The sequence below is a fragment of the Variovorax sp. Soil_C_26 genome, assembly GCF_057657075.1.
Window position 1 is genome coordinate 495,491 of the sequence record NZ_JBDGJC010000001.1, and the last position, 21,133, is coordinate 516,623.

Here is a 21,133-nt window from a genome sequence, read left to right on the forward strand (position 1 = left end):
CCCAAGGCCTTCTTGCGCTACGGAATGCGTAGCGATAAACTGGCTTTTCGCTACGCATTTCGTAGCGATCGATTCGCATTCTATGGAAAGGAACCCGCGATGACGATGCCCCCTGCCACGAGCGCGCCCCTGCCGCCGCGCATCCCCCCGCTCGCGCCGCCCTACCCCGCGCCCATTGCCGACCTGCTCGCGCGCATGAACCCGCCGGGCCGGTCCGAGATTCTTGCGCTATTCCGCGTGCTGGCGGTCCACCCGGAACTCGCCGAGCGCATGCTGGGGCTCGGGCGCCACCTGCTCGGCCGCGGGGCCGCGATCGGCCTGCGCGAGCGCGAAGTGGTGATCACACGCGCCTGCGCCCGCTGCGGTGCCGAATACGAATGGGGCGTGCACATTGCGGCCTTCGGCGATGCGGCGGGTTTCAGCGCGGCCGAGCGGCAGGCGATCGCTTCGCCGGCCAGCGACCTGCAGCAGCTCGCCCCGCGCGACCGGCTGCTGGTGTCGATGGTCGACCAGCTGCACGATACCTCCAGCGTGGACGACGCGCTGTGGGAGGCGCTCGGCGCGCACTGGAGCGCCCCGCAATTGATCGAACTGCTGGTGCTCGCAGGCTGGTACCGCACCGTGAGCTACGTCTGCAACGCCGCGCGCGTGCCGCTCGAGACCTGGGGGGTGCGCTGGTGAACGAACGGGCTCAGCCGCCCTTCGGCGCGCGCATCAGGCGCAGCCCGTTGGCCACCACGAGCAGGCTGGCGCCCATGTCGGCGAACACCGCCATCCACATGGTCGCGCTGCCGAACACCGCGAGCACGAAGAAGACGCCCTTGATGCCCAGCGCCAGCGTGATGTTCTGCCACAGCACCGAATGCGCGCGACGCGAGAGGCGGATGGTCTCGGGCAGGCGCCGCAGGTCGTCGTTCATGATGACCACGTCGGCAGCTTCCATCGCCGTGTCGGTGCCGGCGCCGCCCATGGCGAAGCCGATGTCGGCCTGCGCGAGCGCGGGCGCATCGTTGATGCCGTCGCCCGCCATGCCAGCCATGCCGTAGCGCTGCTGCAGCGCCTTGACCGCTTCGCGCTTTTCGTCGGGCAGCAGGTTGCCGCGCACGTCGTCGATGCCCGCCTGGTCGCCGATGGCCCGCGCGGTGGCGGCGTTGTCGCCGGTCAGCATCACCGGGGTCACGCCGAGCGCGCGCAGTTCGGCCAAGGCCTGCTTCGATGAGGGCTTGATGGTGTCGGCCACCGCGAACAGCGCCAGCACGGCCTCGCCCGAGGCCAGCAGCGTGACGGTGCGCCCGGCTTCCTCGTGCGTCTTCAATTCGGCCTCGAGCGCGGGGCTGCACAGCCTCTGCTCCTCGATCAGCCGGTGGTTCCCGAGCACATAGGTGCGGCCTTCGTGCGTGGCCTGCACGCCGCGCCCAGGCAGGGCCTTGAAGTCGCCGACCGGCTGCGGCGCCTGCGCCAGGCCCGCGGCAATGGCCTTCGACACGGGGTGGTCCGATCGGCCCGCGAGGCCGGCGGCAATGGCCAGCACCGCCTCTTCGTCCGCCGCGGACCCGAGCAGGCGCGACGCGACCAGCTTCGGCTTGCCTTCGGTCAAGGTGCCGGTCTTGTCGAGCGCCACCGCCTTGAGCTTGCGCGCCTCTTCGAGGTAGGTGCCGCCCTTGATCAGGATGCCGCGCCGCGCCGCCGAGGCCAGCGCGCTCACCACGGTGACCGGCGTGGAGATCACGAGCGCGCAGGGGCATGCGATCACCAGCAGCACCAGCGCCTTGTAGAGAGCCTCGAGCCAGGTCCAGTCCATGAGCCAGGGCGTGAGCACCGCCACGGCGATGGCCGCCACGAACACCGCCGGCGTGTAGACGGCCGCGAAGCGGTCGACGAAGCGCTGGGTCGGGGCGCGCGTGGCCTGCGCTTCCTCGACGGCATGGATGATTCGCGCGAGCGTGGTGTTGGCCGCCACTGCCGTCACTCGGAATTCAAGCGCCGCCGTGTGGTTGATGGTGCCCGCGAACACCGGGTCGCCCACCGTCTTGTCCACGGGGATGCTTTCGCCGGTGACCGGTGCCTGGTCGATCGCGCTCGTGCCCTCGGTGACCACGCCGTCGAGCGGCACGCGTTCGCCGGGCCGGATGCGCACGACCGCGTCGAGCGCCACCGTGTCGGCCTTGTGCGTCTTCCAGGCGCCATCGGCTTGCCGGACCTCCGCCATCTCGGGCGCGAGCGCGAGCAGCCCCTGGATCGCGTTGCGCGCGCGGTCGACCGCGCGCGCCTCGATCAGTTCGGCGATCGCATAGAGCGCCATCACCATCGCCGCTTCGGGCCACTGGCCGATCAGAAAGGCACCCGTGACCGCCACGGCCATCAATGCGTTGATGTTCAGGCGCCCGTGCACGAGCGCGGCAAAGCCCTTCTTGTAGGTGTCGAGGCCCGCGAGCGCGATGGCTGCGAGCGCCAGGCCCATCTCCACCGCGGTGGTTCCTGCGCCCTCCGGCGCGAAGAACGCCACCGTCTCGGCCGCGATGGCCAGCGCCAGCGCGGCCACCAAGCGCCACAAGCCGGCGCTGGCGAAACCGGTGGCGCTCGCCGGCGCGACCGGTGCCGAACTGCTGCCGGCCGCGGGGATTTCGAGCGCCTCGGGCTTGAACCCGGCCTTGCGGATGGCCGCGAGCGCCTCGGACAGCGCGGCGCCCTCGGCCGTGATCGCCATGGTGCGCTCGCCGAGCCGGAAGCGCAGGCCCGAAACGCCCGCCACGGGCTCGAGCGCGCGGCGGATCTCGGACTCCTCCACAGCGCAATCCATGGTCGGTATGCGAAATAGCCGTGCGCCAGCAGGCAGCGCTGCCGCCGCCACGTCGGGCGCTGCAATGGCTTCCGCGCCGCAGCCGCTGCCGCAGCACGACGTGGTTTCAGGCGGGTTCAGGGTGTTGGAATTCGTCATGGCCTCATTGGAAACCCTGAAGCAGGTGTAGAGTCAAACACCCCTGCTGATTCCCTTCGAAGCCCATGAAAATCGGAGAACTGGCCCGCGCCGCCAAGACGCCGGTCGAAACCATTCGCTACTACGAGCGCGAGCAACTGCTGCCCGCGCCGGCCCGCACCGACGGCAACTACCGCATCTACGACGACGCGCATGCGCAGCGCCTGGGTTTCATCCGGCGCTGCCGCTCGCTCGACATGACGCTCGACGAGATCCGCGTGCTGCTGCGCTTTCGCGATGCGCCCGGCGAAGACTGCGGCGAGGTCAACCAGCTGCTCGACGACCACATCGGCCATGTGGCCGCGCGCATCGCAGAGCTCAAGACGCTCGAGAAGCAGCTGAAGGCGCTGCGCGAGCAATGCGGCGGTGCCGAATCGGCCCTGCACTGCGGCATCCTGCACGAGCTGGACACCGCTGCGCTGGCGTCCGAGCCCTTCGGCCAGCATGCGGGCCATGTGCATGGCGCCTTGCACGCGGGACCGAAGCGGCCCGCCTGAGCCGGCCCTACTTCCCGATCAACTGCGTCAGCTTCTCGGCCTGGAAGCTCTCGTTCCGCTGCGCATCGCCGGGTACGCAATCCTTGTTGCCGGGCTGGGCCGACAGCTTCTCGATCGCCTGCCACAGCAGCGCGATCTGGTGTTCCTGGCCCGCGGCGTTGTCGATCAGGCCGCGCATCGCCTGGCTCAGCGGATCGTCTTCCTGCGTGATGCCGTAGGCCGAGAACTTCTGCGGCGCGGCCACGTCGGCGCTCTCGCCGGCCTTCGATGGAATGATCCGCGCCGGAATGCCCACCGCCGTTGCGCCCGCGGGCACCGGCTTGATGACCACCGCATTGCTGCCGATCTTGGCGCCGTCGCCCACCTCGAAACCGCCGAGCACCTTGGCGCCCGCGCTCACGACCACATTGCGCCCGAGCGTGGGATGCCGCTTGGTGCCCTTGTAGAGCGAGGTGCCGCCCAGCGTCACACCCTGGTAGATGGTGCAACCGTCGCCGATCTCGGCGGTCTCGCCCACCACCACGCCCATCGCATGGTCGAAGAAGACCCGCTCGCCGATCTTGGCCGCGGGGTGGATCTCGATGCCGGTGAGCCAGCGCGCGACATGGGCGATGAAGCGTGCGGGCCACTTGAAGCCATGGGTCCAGCAGGCGTGCGCCCAGCGGTGCAGCACCACGGCGTGGAATCCCGGGTAGACCGTGATCACTTCCCAGGCGCTGCGCGCGGCGGGGTCGCGTTCGAGAATGCACCGGATGTCGGCGCGCAACCGAGAGAACATCGCTGCCTTTGTTGTCGTTATATCGATAGGGCCGGGCAGTCTAAGGCCGGGGTTCTTCGCGCACGGCCGATGGGGTTTTGACAGCCGCGTCCGCCATGGCCTTGGCGATGCCGCGCAGGATGTGGATCTCCTCGGGCGTGGGCTGGGCCCGGTTGAAGAGCTGTTGCAGCCGCGGCATGAGCTTCTTCGGCGCCTCGGGGTCGAGAAAGCCGACGGCCACCAGCGAGCGCTCCCAGTGTTCGAGCATGCCGGCCACGGCCTTCGCATCGGCCGCCTGCACGGGCGCGGTGGCGTCGCGCACCGCGTAGCCGCCCAGCGCGAGCCGCCATTCGTAGGCGATCACCTGGATCGCAGCGCCGAGGTTCAGGGAGCCGAACTTCGGATCGGTCGGGATGGTCAGCGCCACATGGCAGCGGTAGACGTCTTCGTTCCGCATGCCGAAACGCTCGGAGCCGAACAGGAAGGCGACGTGCGGGTCGCCCTCGGCCGCGAGTGGCGCCAGGTGTTCGCGCGGCGTGCGGGTGGGCGGGCCGAAGTCGCGCGGCACCATGGCGGTGGCGCACAGGTGGGTGATGCCGTCGAGCGCCTCGTCGAGCGTTTCGACGATGCGGGCGTTGGCCAGCACGTCGAGCGCGCCGCTCGCGCGCTGGATAGTTTCCTCGCGGCGCAGCACGTTGGGCCAGCGCGGCGCCACCAGCACGAGGTCGTCGAAACCCATGGTCTTCATGGCGCGCGCGGCGGCGCCCACGTTGCCGGCATGGCTGGTCTGGATCAGGATGAAGCGGGTGCGCATGGCGGTCGAAGGGGCACGAAAATGGCGGAGCCGGTAAAATCCCCGATTCTCGCCGCCCGCATCGCCGGGCCGCCCACCGGGGCACCTGCCGCTCCTTACGCCGTTCTTCCACAATCCAATGTCGTCCCCCAACCTGCATCCCATGCTCAATGTGGCCGTCAAGGCCGCACGCGCCGCCGGCGCGATCATCAACCGAGCCGCCCTCGACGTCGAGGCCGTGCGCATCTCGCAGAAGCAGGTCAACGACTTCGTCACCGAAGTCGACCACGCCAGCGAGCAGGTCATCATCGAAACGCTGCTTGGCGCGTACCCGGGGCACGGCATCCTGGCCGAGGAATCGGGCACCGAACACGGTGCCAAGGATTCCGAGTTCGTCTGGATCATCGATCCGCTCGACGGCACCACCAACTTCATCCACGGCTTCCCGGTCTACTGCGTCTCGATCGCGCTGTCGGTGCGCGGCAAGATCGAGCAGGCGGTCATCTACGACCCGAGCCGCAATGACCTGTTCACCGCCACCAAGGGCCGCGGCGCCTACATGAACGAGCGCCGCATCCGCGTGTCCAAGCGCACCAAGCTCAGCGAGTGCCTGGTCTCCACCGGTTTTCCGTTCCGCAGCGGCGACAACTTCAAGCAGTACCTCGCGATCATGGCCGACATGATGCCGCGCATGGCGGGCCTGCGCCGCCCGGGCGCCGCGGCGCTCGACCTGGCCTACGTGGCCGCGGGCTTCACCGACGGCTTCTTCGAGACCGGGCTCAACCCCTGGGACGTGGCCGCGGGCTCGCTGCTGGTCACCGAGGCCGGCGGCCTGATCGGCAACTTCACGGGCGAGCCCGACTTCCTCGAGCAGCGCGAATGCCTGGCCGGCGCGCCGCGCATCTACGGCCAACTGGTGCCGTTGCTCGCCAAGTACTCGAAGTTCGCGAGCGTGGACGACAAGCTGCGCGCGAGCGACCGCGTGCGCGCGGTCTCGGCTTCGACCCGCACGCGCCCCGACGATGCCTCGGCCGACCTCTACGCCCGCAGCACCGTCACCGACGAGACCGCCGCCCCCCTCGAGGACGGCGAAGTCCCCGCGGCAGCGGCGCCCGCCGCGCCGGCGGCGCCCCGCAAGCTCACCCGCGTCAAGCGCGAGGCGCCCGCCGCCGAAGGCGACGCACCCGCGCAGTGATGGCGGGGCCGGCCGCCGCGACCCAGGCGCGCGAGGCGCTGCGCACCGCGCTGGGCCAGTACGTCGCGAGCGGGCTCACCGTCGCTGTCGGCCTGCTGCTGATCTCGGGCGGCGTGCACCTCTGGCTGGGCGCCGTCGCGGCCTCGACCGCCGCGGTCGGCGTGATCGTCACCGCGCCGCCCGACCTGCCCGGCCCGCGCCGCGGCAAGTTCTTCCAGATGCTGCCGGCACCGCTGCTCGGGCTGCCGCTGTTCTTTCTGGTGCAGCTGCTGCACGCCGCGCCGATCCGCCTCGGGCTGGTGCTCGTGCCCGCCACCTTCGTCGCCTTCCTGGCCATGGCCTGGGGCAAGCGGGGCATCCCGATCGCGATCGCGGTGATGTTCTCGATGGTCTTCTCGATGGCCACGCCCGCGCCGAGCGGCATTGCCGAGGCGCTCGAGCGCACCTGGCACTTCGGCCTCGGTGCCGCGCTCTACGTGGTCTGGGCCACGCTCGCCAACCAGGCGCTGAACTGGCGCTTTCGGGTCCAGTCGATCTCGGACGTGCTGTATTCGCTGGCCGCGCTAATGCGCACCGAAGCCAGCCAGTTCATGCCGCGCGACGACACCCGTGACGTGCGCGACACCCCCGCGCCGCTGCTGGGGCGGCTGCTGCGCGAACAGGCGGCGCTGGCCGACCAGCTGCAGGCCACGCGCGACATCGTGCTCGAGTCGCCGCGAACGCCGCGGCGCCAGCGGCTGGCCTCGATGCTGGTGATCGTGCTCGAGATGCGCGACCAGCTGCTCGCGAGCGAGCTCGACCTCGATGCGCTCAAGAGCCACCCCGACCATGCCGAGGCACTCATCGAGATGCGGCGCGTGCTCGAAGGGCTCGCCGACGACACCGCGGCGCTCGGCGACGCACTGCTGCTGGGCCGCCAGCCCGAGGCGCTGTCCGACCGCCGGCCGCGGCTCGCGGCGATCCACCTGCCGGGCGAGGACCACGCGCCCGGCCACGGCCTGCCCGGGCCGAATGCCGCCATGCTCGCGCGCGGCCTCGCGAGCCGCATCGGCCACATCAACGACGAAGTGCTGCGCCTGTCGGCCATGGCGCGCGGCGATGCCGAGCCCGACCTGGCGGTGGTGCGGGCCAACTGGCAGCTGTTCGTGAGCCCGACCGACTGGTCGATCCTGCCGTTCCTCGCGCTCTGGCGCTGGGACGCGCCGCCGCTGCGGCATGCGATCCGCGCCGCGCTCGCCATCGCAGCCGGCTACATCATCGCGGTCTCGCTGCCCTGGGTATCGCACGACTACTGGATCCTGCTGACCATCGTCGTGGTGCTGCGCGGCAGCCTGTCGCAGACGCTGGAGCGGCGCAACAGCCGGGTCGCCGGCACGCTGCTGGGCAGCGTGCTCGCGGTCGTGCTCTTGGCGGCGCATCCATCGCCGCTCGCGCTGCTGGTCATCGTCACGGTCTCTCAGGCGATCGCGCACAGCTTCGCGGTGCGGCGCTACCTGATCACCGCGGTGGCCGCCACGGTGCTCGGCTTGGTGCAGGCGCACATGCTCAACACCGGCACCGCGCCGATCTTCGCGCTGTTCGAACGCATCGCCGACACCCTGATCGGCGCCGCGCTGGCCTGGGGCTTCTGCTATGTGCTGCCCTCGTGGGAGCGCGGGCAGATCCCGGCGCTGGTGGCACGGGTGCTCACCGCGCAGGCGCGCCATGCCCGGCTGGCGCTCGGCCTGGGGCAGCTGCAAGCGATCGACAGCAGCCCCGAACTCGAATGGCGGCTCGCGCGCCGCGAGGCCTTCGACAGCCTCTCGGCGCTGGTGCAGGCCACGCAACGCTCGCTGTCCGAGCCGCGCGCGGTGCAGCCGCCGGTCGAGCCGCTCGAGCACCTGCAAGCGCACAGCTACCAGCTGCTCGCGCAACTCAGCGCGGTCAAGTCGATGCTCGTGCTGCGGCGCGACCGGCTCACGCCGAACGAGATCGAAGGGCCGATCAGCCGAACCGCCGAACGCATCGCCGCCGCCATCGGGACCCTGCCCAAGACCGGGCCGGCCCAGCCGGAGAGCCCAGGCTCCACGGCCGTCGGCGGCCCGATCCCCCCCCTGCCCGATCCGTTCGAGAACGACATCAGCCCCTGGCTGCTGCGCCGGCTCGACCTGGCCACGGCACTCGCGACGCAGCTGCGCGACGACGCGGCGCGCATTCTTCAACACCTGAACGAGACAACAGACCCAAAGACGCCACCCGCCCGATGACCCAAGAGATCCTCGACCACCCCTGGCTCGGCACCTGGATTGCCGTTTTCATTGCCGTCCCGCTCGCTCTCCTGATCCACCGCATCGGCGGCATGGTCCTCAGGCGCATCACCCGCCCGGCGCCCACGGTGCATTCAATGGTGCTCAGCTGCCACGCGCCGGCGCGCCTGGTGCTGCCGCTGATCGCCTTGCAGCTCGTGTTTCAGGCCGCCCCGGACGACCTGCGCTTCATCGGCACGGTGCGCCACTTCAGCGGCCTGCTGCTGATCGCCGCCGTCACCTGGCTCGCGGTGCGAGCCATCAGCGGCTTCGCCGACGGCGTGCTCGCGAAGAACCCGTACGACGTGGCCGACAACCTGCAGGCGCGCCGCGTGCTTACGCAGACGCGCGTGCTCTCGCGCACCGCCATCAGCATCGTGCTGGTGGCCGGCGCCGCGATGATGCTCATGACCTTTCCGGGCGCGCGCCAGGTCGGCGCGAGCCTGCTGGCGTCGGCCGGCGTGATCGGCATCGTGGCCGGCCTGGCGGCCAAGCCGGTGTTCAGCAACCTGATCGCGGGCCTGCAGATCGCGCTCGCACAGCCGATCCGCATCGACGACGTGCTGGTGGTCGAAGGCGAATGGGGCCGTGTCGAGGAGATCACCGGCACCTTCGTGGTGCTCAAGATCTGGGACGACCGGCGGCTGATCCTGCCGCTCACCTACTTCATCGAGAAGCCGTTCCAGAACTGGACGCGCCATTCGGCGCAACTGCTCGGCTCGGTCTTCGTCCACCTCGACTACGGCATGCCGCTAGCGCCGCTGCGCGAAGAGGCCGAGCGCATCGTGAAGGCCGCGCCGGAATGGGACGGCCGCTTCTTCAATCTGCGCGTCACCGACACCACCGAGCGCACGATGCAGGTCCGCGTGCTCTGCACCGCCGCCACCTCGGGCCTCGCCTTCGACCTGCGCTGCACCGTGCGCGAGGGGCTGATCGACTTCGTGCAGCGCGAGTACCCGCAGTTTCTGCCCAAGATGCGCTTCGACGACGGCGGCGGCAAGGCTAGCGGCGCAGCGGCGGAAGCTGCAGGTTCGTGACCGCGCGCAGCAGCCACTCGAACGGGCCGTACGCAAAGCGGCGCATCCACCAGCGGCTGAGCGGCAACTGGCAGGCGAAGATCGCGAACGCGATTGCCATTGCAGCGAGCGGCCCGGTCGTGCCGATCCAGCGCAGCCCGTAGGCCAGGAAGATCCAGGCGCACACCAGCGACTGCAGCAGGTAGTTCGACAGCGCCATGCGGCCCGCGGGCGCGAGCCAGGCTTCGAGCACGCGCCCGCGCTGCGTGCCGAACAGCAGCACCAGCCCGGCCGCGTAGCCCGCGCTCAGGAATGGCGCAGTGAGCAGCGTGGCCGCGAGCCCCTGGAAGCTGCGCACCGCGTCTTCCTCGCGCAGCGTGAACACCGTGTAGAAAGCCGCCCCGGGCAGGCCCACCGCCAAGCCCCAGGCGCACACGCGCCGCCACAGCGCCGCATGCGCGGCGGGGTCGGCCAGCAGCCGCCGCCGGCCGGCCACGCAGCCGACGAAGAACATCGCCAGCGCGGTCGGCGCCTGCACCAGCACCGTGATCCACCAGATCTGCCCCAGGTCGCGCAGATGCTGCGCCACCACCGTCGCAGGCGTGCCGCGGTAGGCCGAGAGCGCCGCGGCCGCCTGCGCATGGGCACCGCGCAGGTCGAGCATCGCGCCGCCCAGCGAATGCGACAGCAGCAGGCTGAAGCCGGCCCAGAGCGACGCCGTGGCGAGCACCAGCAGACACGCGCCGCGCAGCAAAAAGGCATCGCTGCGCCGCCGCAGCATCAGCAGCACCGCCCCGATCACGGCGTAGGTGGCGAGGATGTCGCCCTGGTAGAGCAGCACCGCATGCAGCACGCCGAGCAGCCACAGCATGGCTAGCCGCCGCGCCATGCGCGCGGCGAACGATGCGCCGGCGCGTTCGGCCGCCTGCATCTGCAGCGTGAAGCTGTAGCCGAACAGGAACGAGAACAGCAGGTAGAACTTGGCTTCGAACGCGAAGGTCCTCACCAGCACCGCGCAGCGGTCGGCGAAGGAGGTCGCGAGCGGATCGGGCAGCCCCGCGCCGTAATGGGCCGAGGAGAAGGTCGCGATGTTGACCACGACGATGCCGAGCAACGCAAAGCCGCGCAGCGCATCGACGGTGGCCTGGCGGTCTTCGCTGGTCGTCATGCGCCGCTTTCTGCCGGCGCCGTTCGGCCGGCGCGCGACCGCACGATGTGCGCGATCGCGTCGAGCAGCAGCCGCGCGCCTTCGCCCGGTTCGGCGTTGCGGCGCACCGTGATGCCCACCGGCCCCTCGGTGCCAGCCGTGTCGTAGGCCAGCCGCGCCAGGTCGCGCCGCGCGAGAAAGCCTTCGACGGCTCCCTGCGGCGCAAACCACACCGCATCGCTGCGCAGCAGCAGCCCGACCACGAAGCTGGTGTCCGTGGCCTCGACCACCTGCTTCGGCAGCGCCATGCCCGCTGCAATCAGGAAGGCATCGGCGGTATGCCGGATCAACGTGCCCTGTACCGGCAGCACCAGCGGATGGTTCGCCAGCGCATCGAGCAGCGGATGCCTGCGCGCGGCCAGCGGGTGGCCGGGCCGAGCCACCATCAGCAGCGGCTCGGCATAGAGCTGCTCGAAGGCGAGGTCGGCCATCGACGATGCCTGCGCGAGCCGCCCAAGCACCATGTCGATCTCGCCCTGGCGCAATTGGGTCATGAGCTGCGCATTGGTGCCGCTCGCCACCCGCACGTGCAGCGCGGGGTGCGCGGCCTGCAGCGCCGCCACGGCCTCGGGCAACAGGCTACCGGCCATGTTGGGCAGCGCGCCCACCGCCACCTGCACCTGGTCGCCCTCGGGCTGGTCCATCGCCAGGCCCAGGCCCTCGCGCAGGCTGCGCAGGGCCGCCACGCCATGCCGCACCAGCACCTCCGCCGCGGGCGTGAGCTCGACGCCGCGGCGCCGGCGCACGAGCAGCCTGCGCCCGACGATCTCCTCGAGTTCGGCGATGGTCTTCGACACCGCGGGCTGGGTGAGCGACAGCGCGCGCGCCGCGCGCACGAGGTTGCGCTCCTGCGCCACCATCACGAGGCACTGCAGGTGGCGCAGCTTCAGGCGCGCAAAGTTCATGGCTGGCATGCCTCCTCAAAGGAAAACGGGCAACTCCAAATATAACCAACAGGAATAGCTGGCGGAATAGCTTTCAGTTGTGCGTGCACCGGCACGCTCCTAAAGTGGACCGATACGGAGACAAGGACCGAAGCATGACCACCCGCTTTTCGAAGATCGCAGACGCAAGCACAGGCCGCGCGCGCCGCCGCGTGGCGCTGGCTGCCGCCTGCGCCGTGCTGGGCCTCGGCGCCCTCGCCACCACCACCGCCGCGCAGGCCGACGCGGCCTATCCCGCCAAGCCGGTGAAGTTCGTCACCAACTTCCCTGCCGGCGGACCGCTCGACATCCTCGGCCGCGCGCTCGGCGACGTGCTGCAGAAAGACCTCCAGCAGCCCTTCGTGGTCGACAACCGCCCCGGCGCGGGCGGCAACATCGGGGCCGACGTGGTGGCGAAGAGCGCGGCCGACGGCTACACGCTGCTGCTGAGCATCGACAGCACGTTCACGATCAATCCGCACCTCTATGCATCGATGCCCTTCGCGCCCAAGGACCTGAAGCCGCTGATGATCTTCAGCTCGTCGGGCCTGAGCTTCGGCGTGTCGCAGGGCGTGAAGGCGAAGACGCTGCCCGAGTTCGTCGCGCGGGCGAAGACCGAGCCCGCCACCTTCAGCTCGGCCGGCAACGGCAGCCCGGGCCACATCGCGGCCGAGATCTTTGCCGGTGCCACCGGCGCGAAGATCACGCACGTGCCCTACAAGGGCAACGCGCCCGCGGTGCTGGCGCTGATGGCCGGCGAGGTGCAGGCCGGCATCCTCGCCACGCCGGGCCTGCTGCCGCAGGTGCAGGCGGGCAAGCTCCGCGCACTGGCCGTGACCGGCCGCCAGCGCTCGCCGCTGCTGCCCCAGGTGCCTGCCGTGGGCGAGCTGGGACTGAAGGACATGGAGTTCGAGGTGCTCTACCTCGCGATGGTGCCCGCCGCCACGCCCGCGCCCGTGATGCAGACGCTGCAGAAGGCGCTCGCCAAGGCGCTCGCGCAGCCCGAGGTCAAGGCCCGGTTGGCAACGCTCGACATGGTGCCGCTCGGCGAAAGCGGGGCCGCGGCCTCCGATCGCCTCGCCGCGAACCACGCGCGATACGGGCGCATCGTCAAGGCGACCGGGATGAAGGTGGATTGAGCGCGCCGGCGCCCGCAGCAGCGCCGCGGCGGCCCCGGTCGGCCTTGGGCAGCACGGCCTCTTCGACCATGCGTTCGGCCCGGGCCTGCAGCTTCTGCAGCGAGGCATCGAAGCGCTGCGCATCGTCGGCGTCGAGCGCGCCCATCAGGTCGGCATTGATGCGCGTGACGAGCGGGAACAGCGCTTCGTACAGCGCCTGCCCTGCCTCGGTGAGGCAGAGCCGCACCTGCCGCCGGTCGCCCGCGCGCGTGGCCCGCGAGACCAGCTGCTTGATCACCAGCGAGCCGACCGCCTTCGAGGTGCGCGCCCGGTCGAGCTGCGCATGTTCGGCGAGTTCCGAGGAGCTCAGTTCGCCGCGGCTCGCGAGCGTGGCGATGAGTCGCCACTCGCGCCGCGTGATGCCGAAACGCCCCTCGCAAAGCCGGATCACCATGCTGCCCGCCACCGACAACAGCCGCGTCAGCCGGTACAGCAGCAGGTCGTCGAGCGGGCGGCGCGGCGAGGCGGTCATCGGGAATTCGGGGTTAGCCCGGAGGATGGTTGATTAGATCAATCGACTGTAGCGTCTCTACAGTCGTCGCCACCACACGAGAACCCGGAGACACCCCCACATGACACGCCCCGCCATCGACCGACGCCAGGCCCTCGCCGCCTTTGCTGCCCTGGGCAGCGTCGCACTCGCGCCATCGCTCGCGCGCGGCCAGGCCTTCACGCCGGGCCAGCCTATCAAGGTGCTGATCGGCGTGCCCGCCGGCGGCACGCAGGACGTGCTGACGCGCGCAATCGCGCAGCAGGTGCGCGACTCGCTCGGGCCGCTTCTCGTCGACAACCGCTCCGGCGCGGCGGGCCGCATCGCGGTCGAGGCCGTCAAGACCGCGGCCCCCGACGGCCACACCCTGCTGCTCGGCACCGCGAGCATGATGACCATGTACCCGAGTGCCTACCGCAGCCTCTCGTACGACCCGATCAAGGACTTCGTGCCGATCGTCCTGGCGGCGCGCTTCGAGGTGGCATTGGTGGTGCACAAGGACGTGCCCGCGAACACGCTGGCCGAGTTCATCGCCTGGGCCCGCGCGCAGGGCGACAAGGTGAGCTTCGCGTCCTATGGCGCGGGCACGCCCTCGCACTTCCTGGGCGAGATGCTCAACCGCGCAGCCGGCCTGAAGATGGTGCACGTGCCCTACCGCGGCTCCACGCCCGCGCGCCAGGACGTGATGGGCGGCACCGTGCCGGTCTACTTCGACACTGTCGGCGGCGCGCAGCAGATGCTGACCACCGGCCGCGTGAAGGTGCTGGCCACGAGCGGCGAAAAGCGCTCGCCCCTCATGCCCGACCTGCCGAGCTTCGTGGAAGCCGGCTACAAGGACGTGGTGGCCACCGCCTGGTTCTCCTTCTACGCGCCGGCGAAGACGCCGAGTGCGACCGTCGACCGGCTGCGGGCCGAATTCACCCGCGCCGTCAACTCGCGCGAGGTCCGCCAGCTGCTGCTGCAGAACGGCATGTACCCTGTGGGCGACGGCCCCGAGGCGCTGCTGAAGACCATGCGCGAGGACACGGTGCGCTGGGCGAGCATCATGAAGGCCGCCAATTTCCAGGCTCAAGACTAGACAACAAATAACCAAGGAGGATTCCATGACGACAACACGCACAAACAACAACCCCCTCACCCGCCGCCTTGCGGTCATGCTCGCCGCGGCCGGCCTCGTTGCCGCGGCCGCGTTGCCAGCGGCGGCGCAGGCGCCCGACGCCCCGCTGCGCATCGTCGTGGGCTATGCGCCCGGCGGCGCCACCGACCGCGTCGCGCGCATCGTGGGCGACAAGCTCGGCGCCAAGCTCGGCGTGACCGTGATCGTCGACAACAAGCCCGGCGCCGGCGGCCGGCTCGCCGCGCAGCAGGTCAAGGCCACGCCCGCCAACCAGAACGTGCTGATGCTCGCCAACCCCGCCGTGATGGTGGTGGCGCCGCTGGTGTTCAAGGACAGCGGCTACGACCCCGAGCGCGACTTCGTGCCGGTGTCGCACGTCAACGCCTACGACTTCGCGCTGTCGGTGTCGCCCACGCTGCCCGTGCGCGAGCTCAACCACCTGCTCGCCTGGATGCGCGCCAACCCCTCGCAGGCCAACGTGGGCGTGCCGGCCACCGGCAGCCTGCCGCACTTCTTCGGCCTCATGATGGGCGAGAAGGCCAAGGTGCAGACGCAGGTGATCGGCTACCGCGGCTCGGCGCCGCTCTTGAACGACCTGCTCGGCGGCCAGATCCCGATCGCGGTCGACACCGCCGACGTGGTGCTGCCGCAGCACGAGGCCGGCAAGCTGCGGATCCTGGCGCTGTCGGGCAGCGAGCGTTCGCCGTTCGCACCGAACATTCCCACCTTCAAGGAAGCCGGCCTCGACCTGGCCGCGAGCGGCTGGAACACCTTCTTCGCGCCCACGAGCATGCCCAAGGACAAGGTCGAGCGCCTTGCCGCGGCCATCCACGAGGTCATGAAGGACCCGGACACCCAGCGCAAGTTCAAGGACGCGAGCATGGTGCCGGTGGTGAGCACGCAGGCGCAGACCGTTGCGATGCTGAAAGCCTATCGCGCGCAATGGGCCCCAGTGGTACAGAAATCCGGCTATCAGCCTTGAGCCATTGCAAGAAAGTGACATGACCCGACCCAACATCATCTTCATCGTCGCCGACGACCTCGGCTATGCGGACCTCGGCTGCTACGGCGGCCGCGACGCCGCGTTCGGCCCGGTGTCGCCCGTGCTCGACGGGCTCGCGGCCAACGGGCTGAAGCTCACGCAGGGCTACTCGAACTCGCCCGTGTGCTCGCCCACGCGCTTCGCGATGATCACCGCGCGCTACCAGTACCGCCTGCGCGGCGCGGCCGAGGAGCCCATCAACAGCAAGAGCCGTGGCAGCACCACGCTCGGCCTGCCGACCGACCATCCCACGCTGCCCTCGCTGCTGAAGAAGAGCGGCTACAGCACCGCGCTGATCGGCAAGTGGCACCTCGGCTATCCGCCGAGTTTCGGCCCGCTGCGCTCGGGCTACGACGAGTTCTTCGGCCCGATGTCGGGCGGCGTCGACTACTTCACGCACTGCGATTCCGCAGGCCGCCACGACCTGTGGTTCGGCGAGGAAGAGCGCAACGAAGAGGGCTATCTCACCGACGTGCTTTCGAAACGCGCGGTCGACTACGTGGAGCGCATGGCGGCGCAGGACGCCCCGTTCTTCCTGAGCCTGCACTACACCGCGCCGCACTGGCCGTGGGAAACGCGCGACGACGCCGACAAGGCCCCGCTCGTGAAGGACAACCTGTTCGATCTGGCCGGCGGCAACATCCACGTCTACCGCCGCATGATCCATCACATGGACGAGGGCATCGGCTGGATCATGGCCGCGCTCGAGAAGCACGGCATCGCCGACAACACGCTGGTGGTCTTCACGAGCGACAACGGCGGCGAGCGCTTCTCCGACAACTGGCCGCTGGTCGGCGGCAAGATGGACCTGACCGAAGGCGGCATCCGCGTGCCCTGGATCGCGCACTGGCCCGCTGTCATCGCCAAGGGCGGCGAGAGCCGCCAGCTGTGCATGACGATGGACTGGTCGGCCACCATGCTCGACGCGGCCGGCGCCGCGGCCGACCCGGCCTTCCCGCTCGACGGCGTGTCGCTGATGCCGGTGCTGAAAGACGCCGCGCACGGCTTCCGCCGGCCGCTGCACTGGCGCATGAACCACCGCGGCCAGGAAGCGCTGCGCGACGGCGACTGGAAGTACCTCAAGGTCGACGGCAACGAGTATTTGTTCAACATCCCGGCCGACGAGCGCGAGCGCGCGAACCTCGCGAAGAAGGAGCCCGAGCGCCTGGCCGCGATGCGCGAGGACTGGCTCGCCTGGAATGCCACGATGCCGCCGATCCCGGCGGATGCGACGGTGAGCCTCGGGTATTCCGTCAAGGACATGCCGCAGCGCTAGCGCCGCTGGGTCGACGCCAGCGAACGAGCGCTTCGTGCCATGCGCGTATGGCACGATCGACGCATGCTCGAGCCTTCCCGCCGCGTTCCCTACCGCACCTGGCCGGGCGCCCTCGCGGTGCTGCTGGCCATTGCCGCCTACGTGGGCGGCGTCGTCCTCTGGGACCGCCGCACGCCGGGCAACCGCCCCCTGCCCGAAGGCGAGACGGTGGAAATCGGCCCCGCGCGGTTCGTTCCCGCCGAGGGATGGGAGATGGACGTTGCGCGCTCGAAGGCGGGCCAGTCCCTGATGCTCTTCAAGGGCGGCCACAAGTTCGTCGTGACCGCGGGCCGCTGGGCGGGCGGGCGCGACGGCCCGCTGACGCGGCAGCAGCGGCTCATGGCGCGCGGACAGGGCCTGCAGCTCGACGGCGACGTGTCCGACTTCATCACCACCTGGGGACTGCAGGGCAAGACCTTCGCCTATTACGGGCCGAAGCTGGCCGGCCGGTTCTGGCAGGTCGTGGACGTGCGGCGCAAGTCGCTCGTGCAGATCGACTTCTACGGCAGCACCGACGGGCTCAACGAGGTCTTGCCCGAAGCCCGCGCGATGCTCGAATCCATGGACCTGGAAGCCCCGCTGTGAGCACGGCGCGCGTCGACGGCGACCAGGCCCTCTGGCCGATCGGCACCGACTCGTTCTTCCAGCCGCGGCGCGCGGCCTTCTGGCTGCTCGCGGCGCTGATCGTCAACGGGCTTTTCTACATCGTCCACCTGTTCGCGATCGGCGTGCGCGTGGTGCCGGTCACCGCCTTGTTGGGCCTGCTGGTGTGGACCGGCTACACCCTGGCCTTCGTGCTCGCGTTCCGCACGCTCGACCTTCTCGAGCAGCATCCACCCGAGGCCTTCGTGCTGGCTTTCGCCTGGGGCGGCATGGGCGCCGTGTACTTCGCCGCGCCGGCCAACATCGCGATCCAGAGCCTGTGCGCCAAGCTGGTGTCGCCCGAGTTCGTCGCGGCCTGGGGGCCCGCGGTCGCGGGGCCGATCACCGAGGAGTTCCTCAAGCTCGCGGGCGTGGTGCTGCTGGTGCTGGTGGCGCGCAACCAGTTCCAGACCTACCTCTCGGTGCTGATCGTCGGCGCGATGACGGGGCTGGGCTTCCAGGTGGTCGAGAACCTGAGCTACACGGTCAATGCCGCGATCCACTTCCCGCTCGAGAACCAGGTCTACCCGGTGCTGCTCAACCTGCTCACGCGCGGGCTGATGAGCGGGCTGTGGAGCCATGCGGCCTACACCATGATCGCGTCCTTCGGCGTCGCCTGGTTCCTGCTGCACCCCGAGCGACCGATGGGGGCGCGCGTGGCTTTCGCGCTGCTGTGTTTCGCACTCGCGTGGGCCATGCACTTCACCTGGAACTCGCCGCTGCTCGAAGAACTGTTCGACGGCGGCTACGGCGAAATGGCGATCCTGCTCGCCGTCAAGGGCGTGCCCGCGCTGATCGCGGCCGCGCTGTTCTGGCGCGTGGCGGCGCGCGAGAACGGGGCCTACCTGCATGCGCTCGCGGCGTCGTTCGTGCCCGAGCGCGAGCTGATCCGCGACGACGAATGGCTGCGCATCGGGGCGCCGCTGTTGCGCTACAAGGTGCGGCGCGACATCGGCAGACGCTTCGGACGGCGCGCCAGACGCTTGAAGACCCGGCTGCAGCGCGAGCAGCTGCGGCTGATCCGCAAGGCCGGCATCCATGGGCGCGGGCCGCAGACGCTGCCGCATGAAATGGCGATACGGCGAACCCGTGCCGCGCTCGATGCGCTGACCGTCCCGCCCGCCTGACCCCTGCGGCTGCAAGGCCTTCTGTCGGCATCGGTTTGACTCCTATTTAGATATATCTAAAATATATTCGATATACATCGAAAAGGACACCGCCATGCGCCATTGCGATTCCGGCTTTCACCATCGCCACGCCTGCCGTGCGTCGCGCAGCGAGCATGACGACGGCATCGCGGGCGGCGACGCCAAGCCCGCGCCCGAAGACGACATCTCCGCAGGCCGCGGCGGCCGTGGCGGCGGACGCGTCTTCGGCCATGGCGGGTTGCGCTTCGTGCTGCTGCGGCTCATTTCCGACAAGCCCTCGCATGGCTACGAGCTCATCAAGGCCATCGGCGACCGCCTCGGCGGGCGCTATGCGCCGAGCCCGGGCGTGGTCTACCCCACGCTCACCATGCTCGAGGAGATGGGCTACCTCACGGTGGCGGCCGAGGGCACCAGCAACCGCAAGCGCTACACCATCACCGCGCGCGGCATGGTCTTTCTGGCTGCCAACCGCGACACGGCCGACGCCATGATGGCGCGCATGAAGGATGGCGTCGACGCCGCGGGCCTGCGCAGCGAACGCCCGCCGCAGGTCGCGCGCGCCATCGAGAACCTCAAGCTCGCCATGCGCCTGCGGCTCTCGGGCGCTCCCTTGACAGAACAACAAGCCCACGATTTCGCCACTGTGCTCGACCACGCCGCACAGCAGATCGAACGCCTCTGACACCACCACTTACCTACCGATGACCGACCTCTCCACCACCACCCCGGCCTCCCCCTCTGCCCTCGATCGCATGCCGCAGCGCGTGCGCCACGAACTGCGCTTTCGCCGGCTCACCGTCCAGTCCGTGCAGCACCTGACGCCGCACATGATCCGCATCATGCTCGCGGGCGATGAGCTGGCGGGCTTCACGAGCCCGGGCTTCGACGACCACGCCAAGCTCTTCTTCCCCGACCCGGCGACTGGCCAGCTCACGCTGCCCACCGTCGGACCCGACGGCCCGGTGTGGCCAGCGGGCGAACGGCCCGCCATGCGCGACTACACGCCGCGCCACCACGACCCGGCCGCCGGCACGCTCGAGATCGACTTCGCGCTGCACGACGCCGGCCCTGCCACGCAATGGGCGCTGCAGGCCAAGCCCGGCGACATCCTCGGTGTGGGCGGGCCGCGCGGATCGTTCATCGTGCCGACCGGCTTCGACTGGCACCTGCTGATCGGCGACGACACGGCCCTGCCCGCCATCGGCCGCCGTCTCGCGGAACTGCCGGCCGGCGCACGCGCCGTGGTGCTGGCCGAAGTGGACAGTGAGGCCGACCGCATCGCATTCGACAACACCCGCGCGGAAGTCACGCTGCAGTGGGTGTACCGCCAAGGCACCGCGCCCGGCCTGAGCCCCGCGCTGCTCGACGCCCTGGCCGCCATGACGCTGCCGGCTGGCGACTTCCATGCCTGGGTCGCCTGCGAGTCGGCCATCGCCAAGGCGCTGCGCGCGCATTTGGTGGGCGAGCGCGGCGCCAACCCAAAGTGGACCCGCGCCTCGGGCTACTGGCGCCGCGGCACGGCGGCGACGCACGACACGCACGACGCCTGACGCGCCAACCCGTCAGATCCAGCCGGCGCGCCTGAAGCGGTAGTAGAGATAGCCGCAGGTGCCCGCCATGAGCGCCAGCGCCGCCGCATAGCCATAGCGGAATTTCAGTTCGGGCATGTGCTCGAAATTCATGCCCCAGATGCCCGCGAAGGCGGTGCAGACCGCGAAGATGCTGGCCCAGGCAGCCAACCGCTTCGTGACTTCGCTCTCCTCGATCGTGACCATCGAAAGATTCACCGAGATCGCCGTGCCGATGGTGTCGCGCATGGCGTCGATCGAGCCGTTGATGCGCCCCAGGTGGTCGGCCACGTCGCGAAAGTACTCGTGCGAACTCAGGCAGATGTGCGGCACCCGCCCGCCGTGCAGCTTGCCCGCGGCTTCCACCAGCGGCGCCACCGCGCGCTTGAGCACCATGCTGCGCCGCTTCAGGTCGTAGAGCTGCTTGATCTTGTCGCGCGCCGCGCCGCCCTGGGTGAAGATCTGCTGCTCGATGGATTCGAGCTCCACCTCGAGCGCATCGATGACGGGAAAGTAGCGGTCGACCACCGCGTCCATCAACGCATAGAGCACGAAGCCCGGGCCGTTGCGCATCAGTTCCGGTTCGCGCTCGCAGCGCTCGCGCACGTCGAGAAAGCCCTGCTGGCTGCGGTTGCGCACCGACAGCACGTAGTTGGTGCCGACGAACACGTTCACCTCGCCCACGTTCGCGCAGTGCTCGCCTTCGGGCGAGGGCTCGACCAGGTGCATCACCACGAAGAGCGAGTCGCCGTATTCCTCCACCTTGGGCCGCTGGTGGCCGTGGTGCGCGTCTTCGACGGCAAGCGGATGCAGGTCGAACTCCTTTTGCATCTCGTCCAGTTCCTCGGGCGTGGCATCGCCGAGCGCCACCCAGACGAAACATCCGGGCCGCTGGATGTACTCGCTGATGTCCTCGACCGGAACTTCGGCGAGCTTGACGCCGTTTTCATAGGCCACGCAATTGATCAGCATCGGCTTGCGTC

Annotated in this window: 20 protein-coding genes; 13 read left to right on the forward strand and 7 right to left on the reverse strand. The window is 69.9% G+C overall.

The window, feature by feature from the left end; genetic code table 11:
- Window positions 1-99 precede the first annotated feature (99 nt).
- Window positions 100-681, forward strand: coding sequence for a carboxymuconolactone decarboxylase family protein (locus AC3A6G_RS02310; RefSeq protein ID WP_487858086.1), 582 nt, complete (start codon window positions 100-102; stop codon window positions 679-681).
- Between the two features lie 10 nt (window positions 682-691).
- Here the strand turns inward: AC3A6G_RS02310 and AC3A6G_RS02315 are convergent, their stop codons facing one another.
- Window positions 692-2,938 (reverse strand): heavy metal translocating P-type ATPase, encoded by a 2,247-nt coding sequence (locus AC3A6G_RS02315; RefSeq protein ID WP_487858087.1) that lies wholly within the window; start codon window positions 2,936-2,938, stop codon window positions 692-694.
- 65 nt (window positions 2,939-3,003) lie between these two features.
- Here AC3A6G_RS02315 and cadR point away from each other — a divergent pair, with 65 nt between their 5' ends.
- A complete protein-coding gene (gene cadR, locus AC3A6G_RS02320) occupies window positions 3,004-3,474 on the forward strand; it encodes a Cd(II)/Pb(II)-responsive transcriptional regulator (protein WP_487858088.1) in 471 nt (156 codons plus the stop codon).
- Window positions 3,475-3,481: 7 nt separating this feature from the next.
- Here cadR and cysE read toward each other — a convergent pair whose 3' ends face one another.
- On the reverse strand, window positions 3,482-4,336 hold the full coding sequence (cysE, locus tag AC3A6G_RS02325) for a serine O-acetyltransferase (protein WP_487858620.1): 855 nt from the start codon (window positions 4,334-4,336) through the stop codon (window positions 3,482-3,484).
- A complete protein-coding gene (locus AC3A6G_RS02330; RefSeq protein ID WP_487863959.1) occupies window positions 4,293-5,045 on the reverse strand; it encodes an RNA methyltransferase in 753 nt (250 codons plus the stop codon). The genes cysE and AC3A6G_RS02330 overlap by 44 nt, the downstream gene beginning before the upstream one ends.
- 118 nt (window positions 5,046-5,163) lie before the next feature.
- Between AC3A6G_RS02330 and AC3A6G_RS02335 the strand changes: the two genes are divergently transcribed.
- Genes AC3A6G_RS02335 through AC3A6G_RS02345 form a run of 3 tightly spaced genes read left to right on the forward strand, consistent with a single transcriptional unit; the run spans window position 5,164 to window position 9,541 of the window.
- The gene (locus AC3A6G_RS02335; protein ID WP_487863960.1) at window positions 5,164-6,219 is read left to right on the forward strand and encodes an inositol monophosphatase family protein; all 1,056 of its coding nucleotides are present in this window, start codon (window positions 5,164-5,166) and stop codon (window positions 6,217-6,219) included.
- The gene (locus tag AC3A6G_RS02340; RefSeq protein WP_487872952.1) at window positions 6,219-8,465 is read left to right on the forward strand and encodes an FUSC family protein; all 2,247 of its coding nucleotides are present in this window, start codon (window positions 6,219-6,221) and stop codon (window positions 8,463-8,465) included. The genes AC3A6G_RS02335 and AC3A6G_RS02340 overlap by 1 nt, the downstream gene beginning before the upstream one ends.
- Window positions 8,462-9,541, forward strand: coding sequence for a mechanosensitive ion channel family protein (locus AC3A6G_RS02345; protein ID WP_487858092.1), 1,080 nt, complete (start codon window positions 8,462-8,464; stop codon window positions 9,539-9,541). Before AC3A6G_RS02340 ends, AC3A6G_RS02345 begins: the two co-directional genes overlap by 4 nt.
- On the opposite strand, the gene AC3A6G_RS02350 is transcribed toward AC3A6G_RS02345, so the two are convergent.
- Window positions 9,507-10,688, reverse strand: coding sequence for a DUF418 domain-containing protein (locus AC3A6G_RS02350; RefSeq protein ID WP_487872953.1), 1,182 nt, complete (start codon window positions 10,686-10,688; stop codon window positions 9,507-9,509). The two genes, AC3A6G_RS02345 and AC3A6G_RS02350, sit on opposite strands and share 35 nt — an antisense overlap.
- Entirely contained in the window at window positions 10,685-11,632 is a 948-nt protein-coding gene (locus AC3A6G_RS02355) for a LysR substrate-binding domain-containing protein (RefSeq protein ID WP_487858094.1), read from the reverse strand. Before AC3A6G_RS02355 ends, AC3A6G_RS02350 begins: the two co-directional genes overlap by 4 nt.
- A 134-nt stretch (window positions 11,633-11,766) precedes the next feature.
- On the opposite strand from AC3A6G_RS02355, the gene AC3A6G_RS02360 reads away from it, so the two are divergent.
- Complete coding sequence (locus AC3A6G_RS02360) at window positions 11,767-12,789, forward strand: Bug family tripartite tricarboxylate transporter substrate binding protein (RefSeq protein ID WP_487872954.1); 1,023 nt, start codon at window positions 11,767-11,769, stop codon at window positions 12,787-12,789.
- Here AC3A6G_RS02360 and AC3A6G_RS02365 read toward each other — a convergent pair.
- Entirely contained in the window at window positions 12,761-13,300 is a 540-nt protein-coding gene (locus AC3A6G_RS02365; protein ID WP_487858096.1) for a MarR family winged helix-turn-helix transcriptional regulator, read from the reverse strand. The genes AC3A6G_RS02360 and AC3A6G_RS02365 overlap by 29 nt on opposite strands.
- A 100-nt stretch (window positions 13,301-13,400) precedes the next feature.
- Between AC3A6G_RS02365 and AC3A6G_RS02370 the strand changes: the two genes are divergently transcribed.
- From AC3A6G_RS02370 to AC3A6G_RS02400, 7 genes are all read left to right on the forward strand, one after another.
- The gene (locus tag AC3A6G_RS02370; protein ID WP_487858097.1) at window positions 13,401-14,396 is read left to right on the forward strand and encodes a Bug family tripartite tricarboxylate transporter substrate binding protein; all 996 of its coding nucleotides are present in this window, start codon (window positions 13,401-13,403) and stop codon (window positions 14,394-14,396) included.
- Window positions 14,397-14,421: 25 nt separating this feature from the next.
- Window positions 14,422-15,417, forward strand: a complete 996-nt coding sequence (locus AC3A6G_RS02375; protein WP_487858098.1) for a Bug family tripartite tricarboxylate transporter substrate binding protein — start codon at window positions 14,422-14,424, stop codon at window positions 15,415-15,417.
- A 19-nt stretch (window positions 15,418-15,436) separates the two neighbouring features.
- A complete protein-coding gene (locus AC3A6G_RS02380) occupies window positions 15,437-16,753 on the forward strand; it encodes a sulfatase family protein (protein WP_487872955.1) in 1,317 nt (438 codons plus the stop codon).
- 63 nt (window positions 16,754-16,816) lie between these two features.
- The gene (locus AC3A6G_RS02385; protein WP_487872956.1) at window positions 16,817-17,377 is read left to right on the forward strand and encodes a hypothetical protein; all 561 of its coding nucleotides are present in this window, start codon (window positions 16,817-16,819) and stop codon (window positions 17,375-17,377) included.
- Window positions 17,374-18,561, forward strand: coding sequence for a PrsW family intramembrane metalloprotease (locus tag AC3A6G_RS02390; RefSeq protein ID WP_487872957.1), 1,188 nt, complete (start codon window positions 17,374-17,376; stop codon window positions 18,559-18,561). Before AC3A6G_RS02385 ends, AC3A6G_RS02390 begins: the two co-directional genes overlap by 4 nt.
- 94 nt (window positions 18,562-18,655) lie before the next feature.
- Window positions 18,656-19,264 (forward strand): PadR family transcriptional regulator, encoded by a 609-nt coding sequence (locus AC3A6G_RS02395; RefSeq protein ID WP_487872958.1) that lies wholly within the window; start codon window positions 18,656-18,658, stop codon window positions 19,262-19,264.
- 19 nt (window positions 19,265-19,283) lie between these two features.
- Window positions 19,284-20,132, forward strand: a complete 849-nt coding sequence (locus tag AC3A6G_RS02400) for a siderophore-interacting protein (RefSeq protein WP_487872959.1) — start codon at window positions 19,284-19,286, stop codon at window positions 20,130-20,132.
- 12 nt (window positions 20,133-20,144) lie between these two features.
- On the opposite strand, the gene AC3A6G_RS02405 is transcribed toward AC3A6G_RS02400, so the two are convergent.
- A complete protein-coding gene (locus AC3A6G_RS02405; protein WP_487858104.1) occupies window positions 20,145-21,122 on the reverse strand; it encodes a magnesium and cobalt transport protein CorA in 978 nt (325 codons plus the stop codon).
- Between the last annotated feature and the right edge of the window lie 11 nt (window positions 21,123-21,133).

Excerpts from the sequence above, each read along its gene's own strand:
- AC3A6G_RS02365 (WP_487858096.1), bottom strand. The coding sequence starts at position 13,300 with ATGACCGCCTCGCCGCGCCGCCCGCTCGACGACCTGCTGCTGTACCGG.
- AC3A6G_RS02400 (WP_487872959.1), top strand. The coding sequence starts at position 19,284 with ATGACCGACCTCTCCACCACCACCCCGGCCTCCCCCTCTGCCCTCGAT.
- AC3A6G_RS02380 (WP_487872955.1), top strand. The coding sequence starts at position 15,437 with ATGACCCGACCCAACATCATCTTCATCGTCGCCGACGACCTCGGCTAT.
- AC3A6G_RS02370 (WP_487858097.1), top strand. The coding sequence starts at position 13,401 with ATGACACGCCCCGCCATCGACCGACGCCAGGCCCTCGCCGCCTTTGCT.
- AC3A6G_RS02310 (WP_487858086.1), top strand. The coding sequence starts at position 100 with ATGACGATGCCCCCTGCCACGAGCGCGCCCCTGCCGCCGCGCATCCCC.
- AC3A6G_RS02345 (WP_487858092.1), top strand. The coding sequence starts at position 8,462 with ATGACCCAAGAGATCCTCGACCACCCCTGGCTCGGCACCTGGATTGCC.
- AC3A6G_RS02355 (WP_487858094.1), bottom strand. The coding sequence starts at position 11,632 with ATGAACTTTGCGCGCCTGAAGCTGCGCCACCTGCAGTGCCTCGTGATG.
- cadR (WP_487858088.1), top strand. The coding sequence starts at position 3,004 with ATGAAAATCGGAGAACTGGCCCGCGCCGCCAAGACGCCGGTCGAAACC.
- AC3A6G_RS02385 (WP_487872956.1), top strand. The coding sequence starts at position 16,817 with ATGCTCGAGCCTTCCCGCCGCGTTCCCTACCGCACCTGGCCGGGCGCC.
- AC3A6G_RS02375 (WP_487858098.1), top strand. The coding sequence starts at position 14,422 with ATGACGACAACACGCACAAACAACAACCCCCTCACCCGCCGCCTTGCG.
- AC3A6G_RS02335 (WP_487863960.1), top strand. The coding sequence starts at position 5,164 with ATGTCGTCCCCCAACCTGCATCCCATGCTCAATGTGGCCGTCAAGGCC.
- AC3A6G_RS02360 (WP_487872954.1), top strand. The coding sequence starts at position 11,767 with ATGACCACCCGCTTTTCGAAGATCGCAGACGCAAGCACAGGCCGCGCG.
- AC3A6G_RS02340 (WP_487872952.1), top strand. The coding sequence starts at position 6,219 with ATGGCGGGGCCGGCCGCCGCGACCCAGGCGCGCGAGGCGCTGCGCACC.
- AC3A6G_RS02395 (WP_487872958.1), top strand. The coding sequence starts at position 18,656 with ATGCGCCATTGCGATTCCGGCTTTCACCATCGCCACGCCTGCCGTGCG.
- AC3A6G_RS02315 (WP_487858087.1), bottom strand. The coding sequence starts at position 2,938 with ATGACGAATTCCAACACCCTGAACCCGCCTGAAACCACGTCGTGCTGC.
- AC3A6G_RS02330 (WP_487863959.1), bottom strand. The coding sequence starts at position 5,045 with ATGCGCACCCGCTTCATCCTGATCCAGACCAGCCATGCCGGCAACGTG.
- AC3A6G_RS02350 (WP_487872953.1), bottom strand. The coding sequence starts at position 10,688 with ATGACGACCAGCGAAGACCGCCAGGCCACCGTCGATGCGCTGCGCGGC.
- AC3A6G_RS02405 (WP_487858104.1), bottom strand. The coding sequence starts at position 21,122 with ATGCTGATCAATTGCGTGGCCTATGAAAACGGCGTCAAGCTCGCCGAA.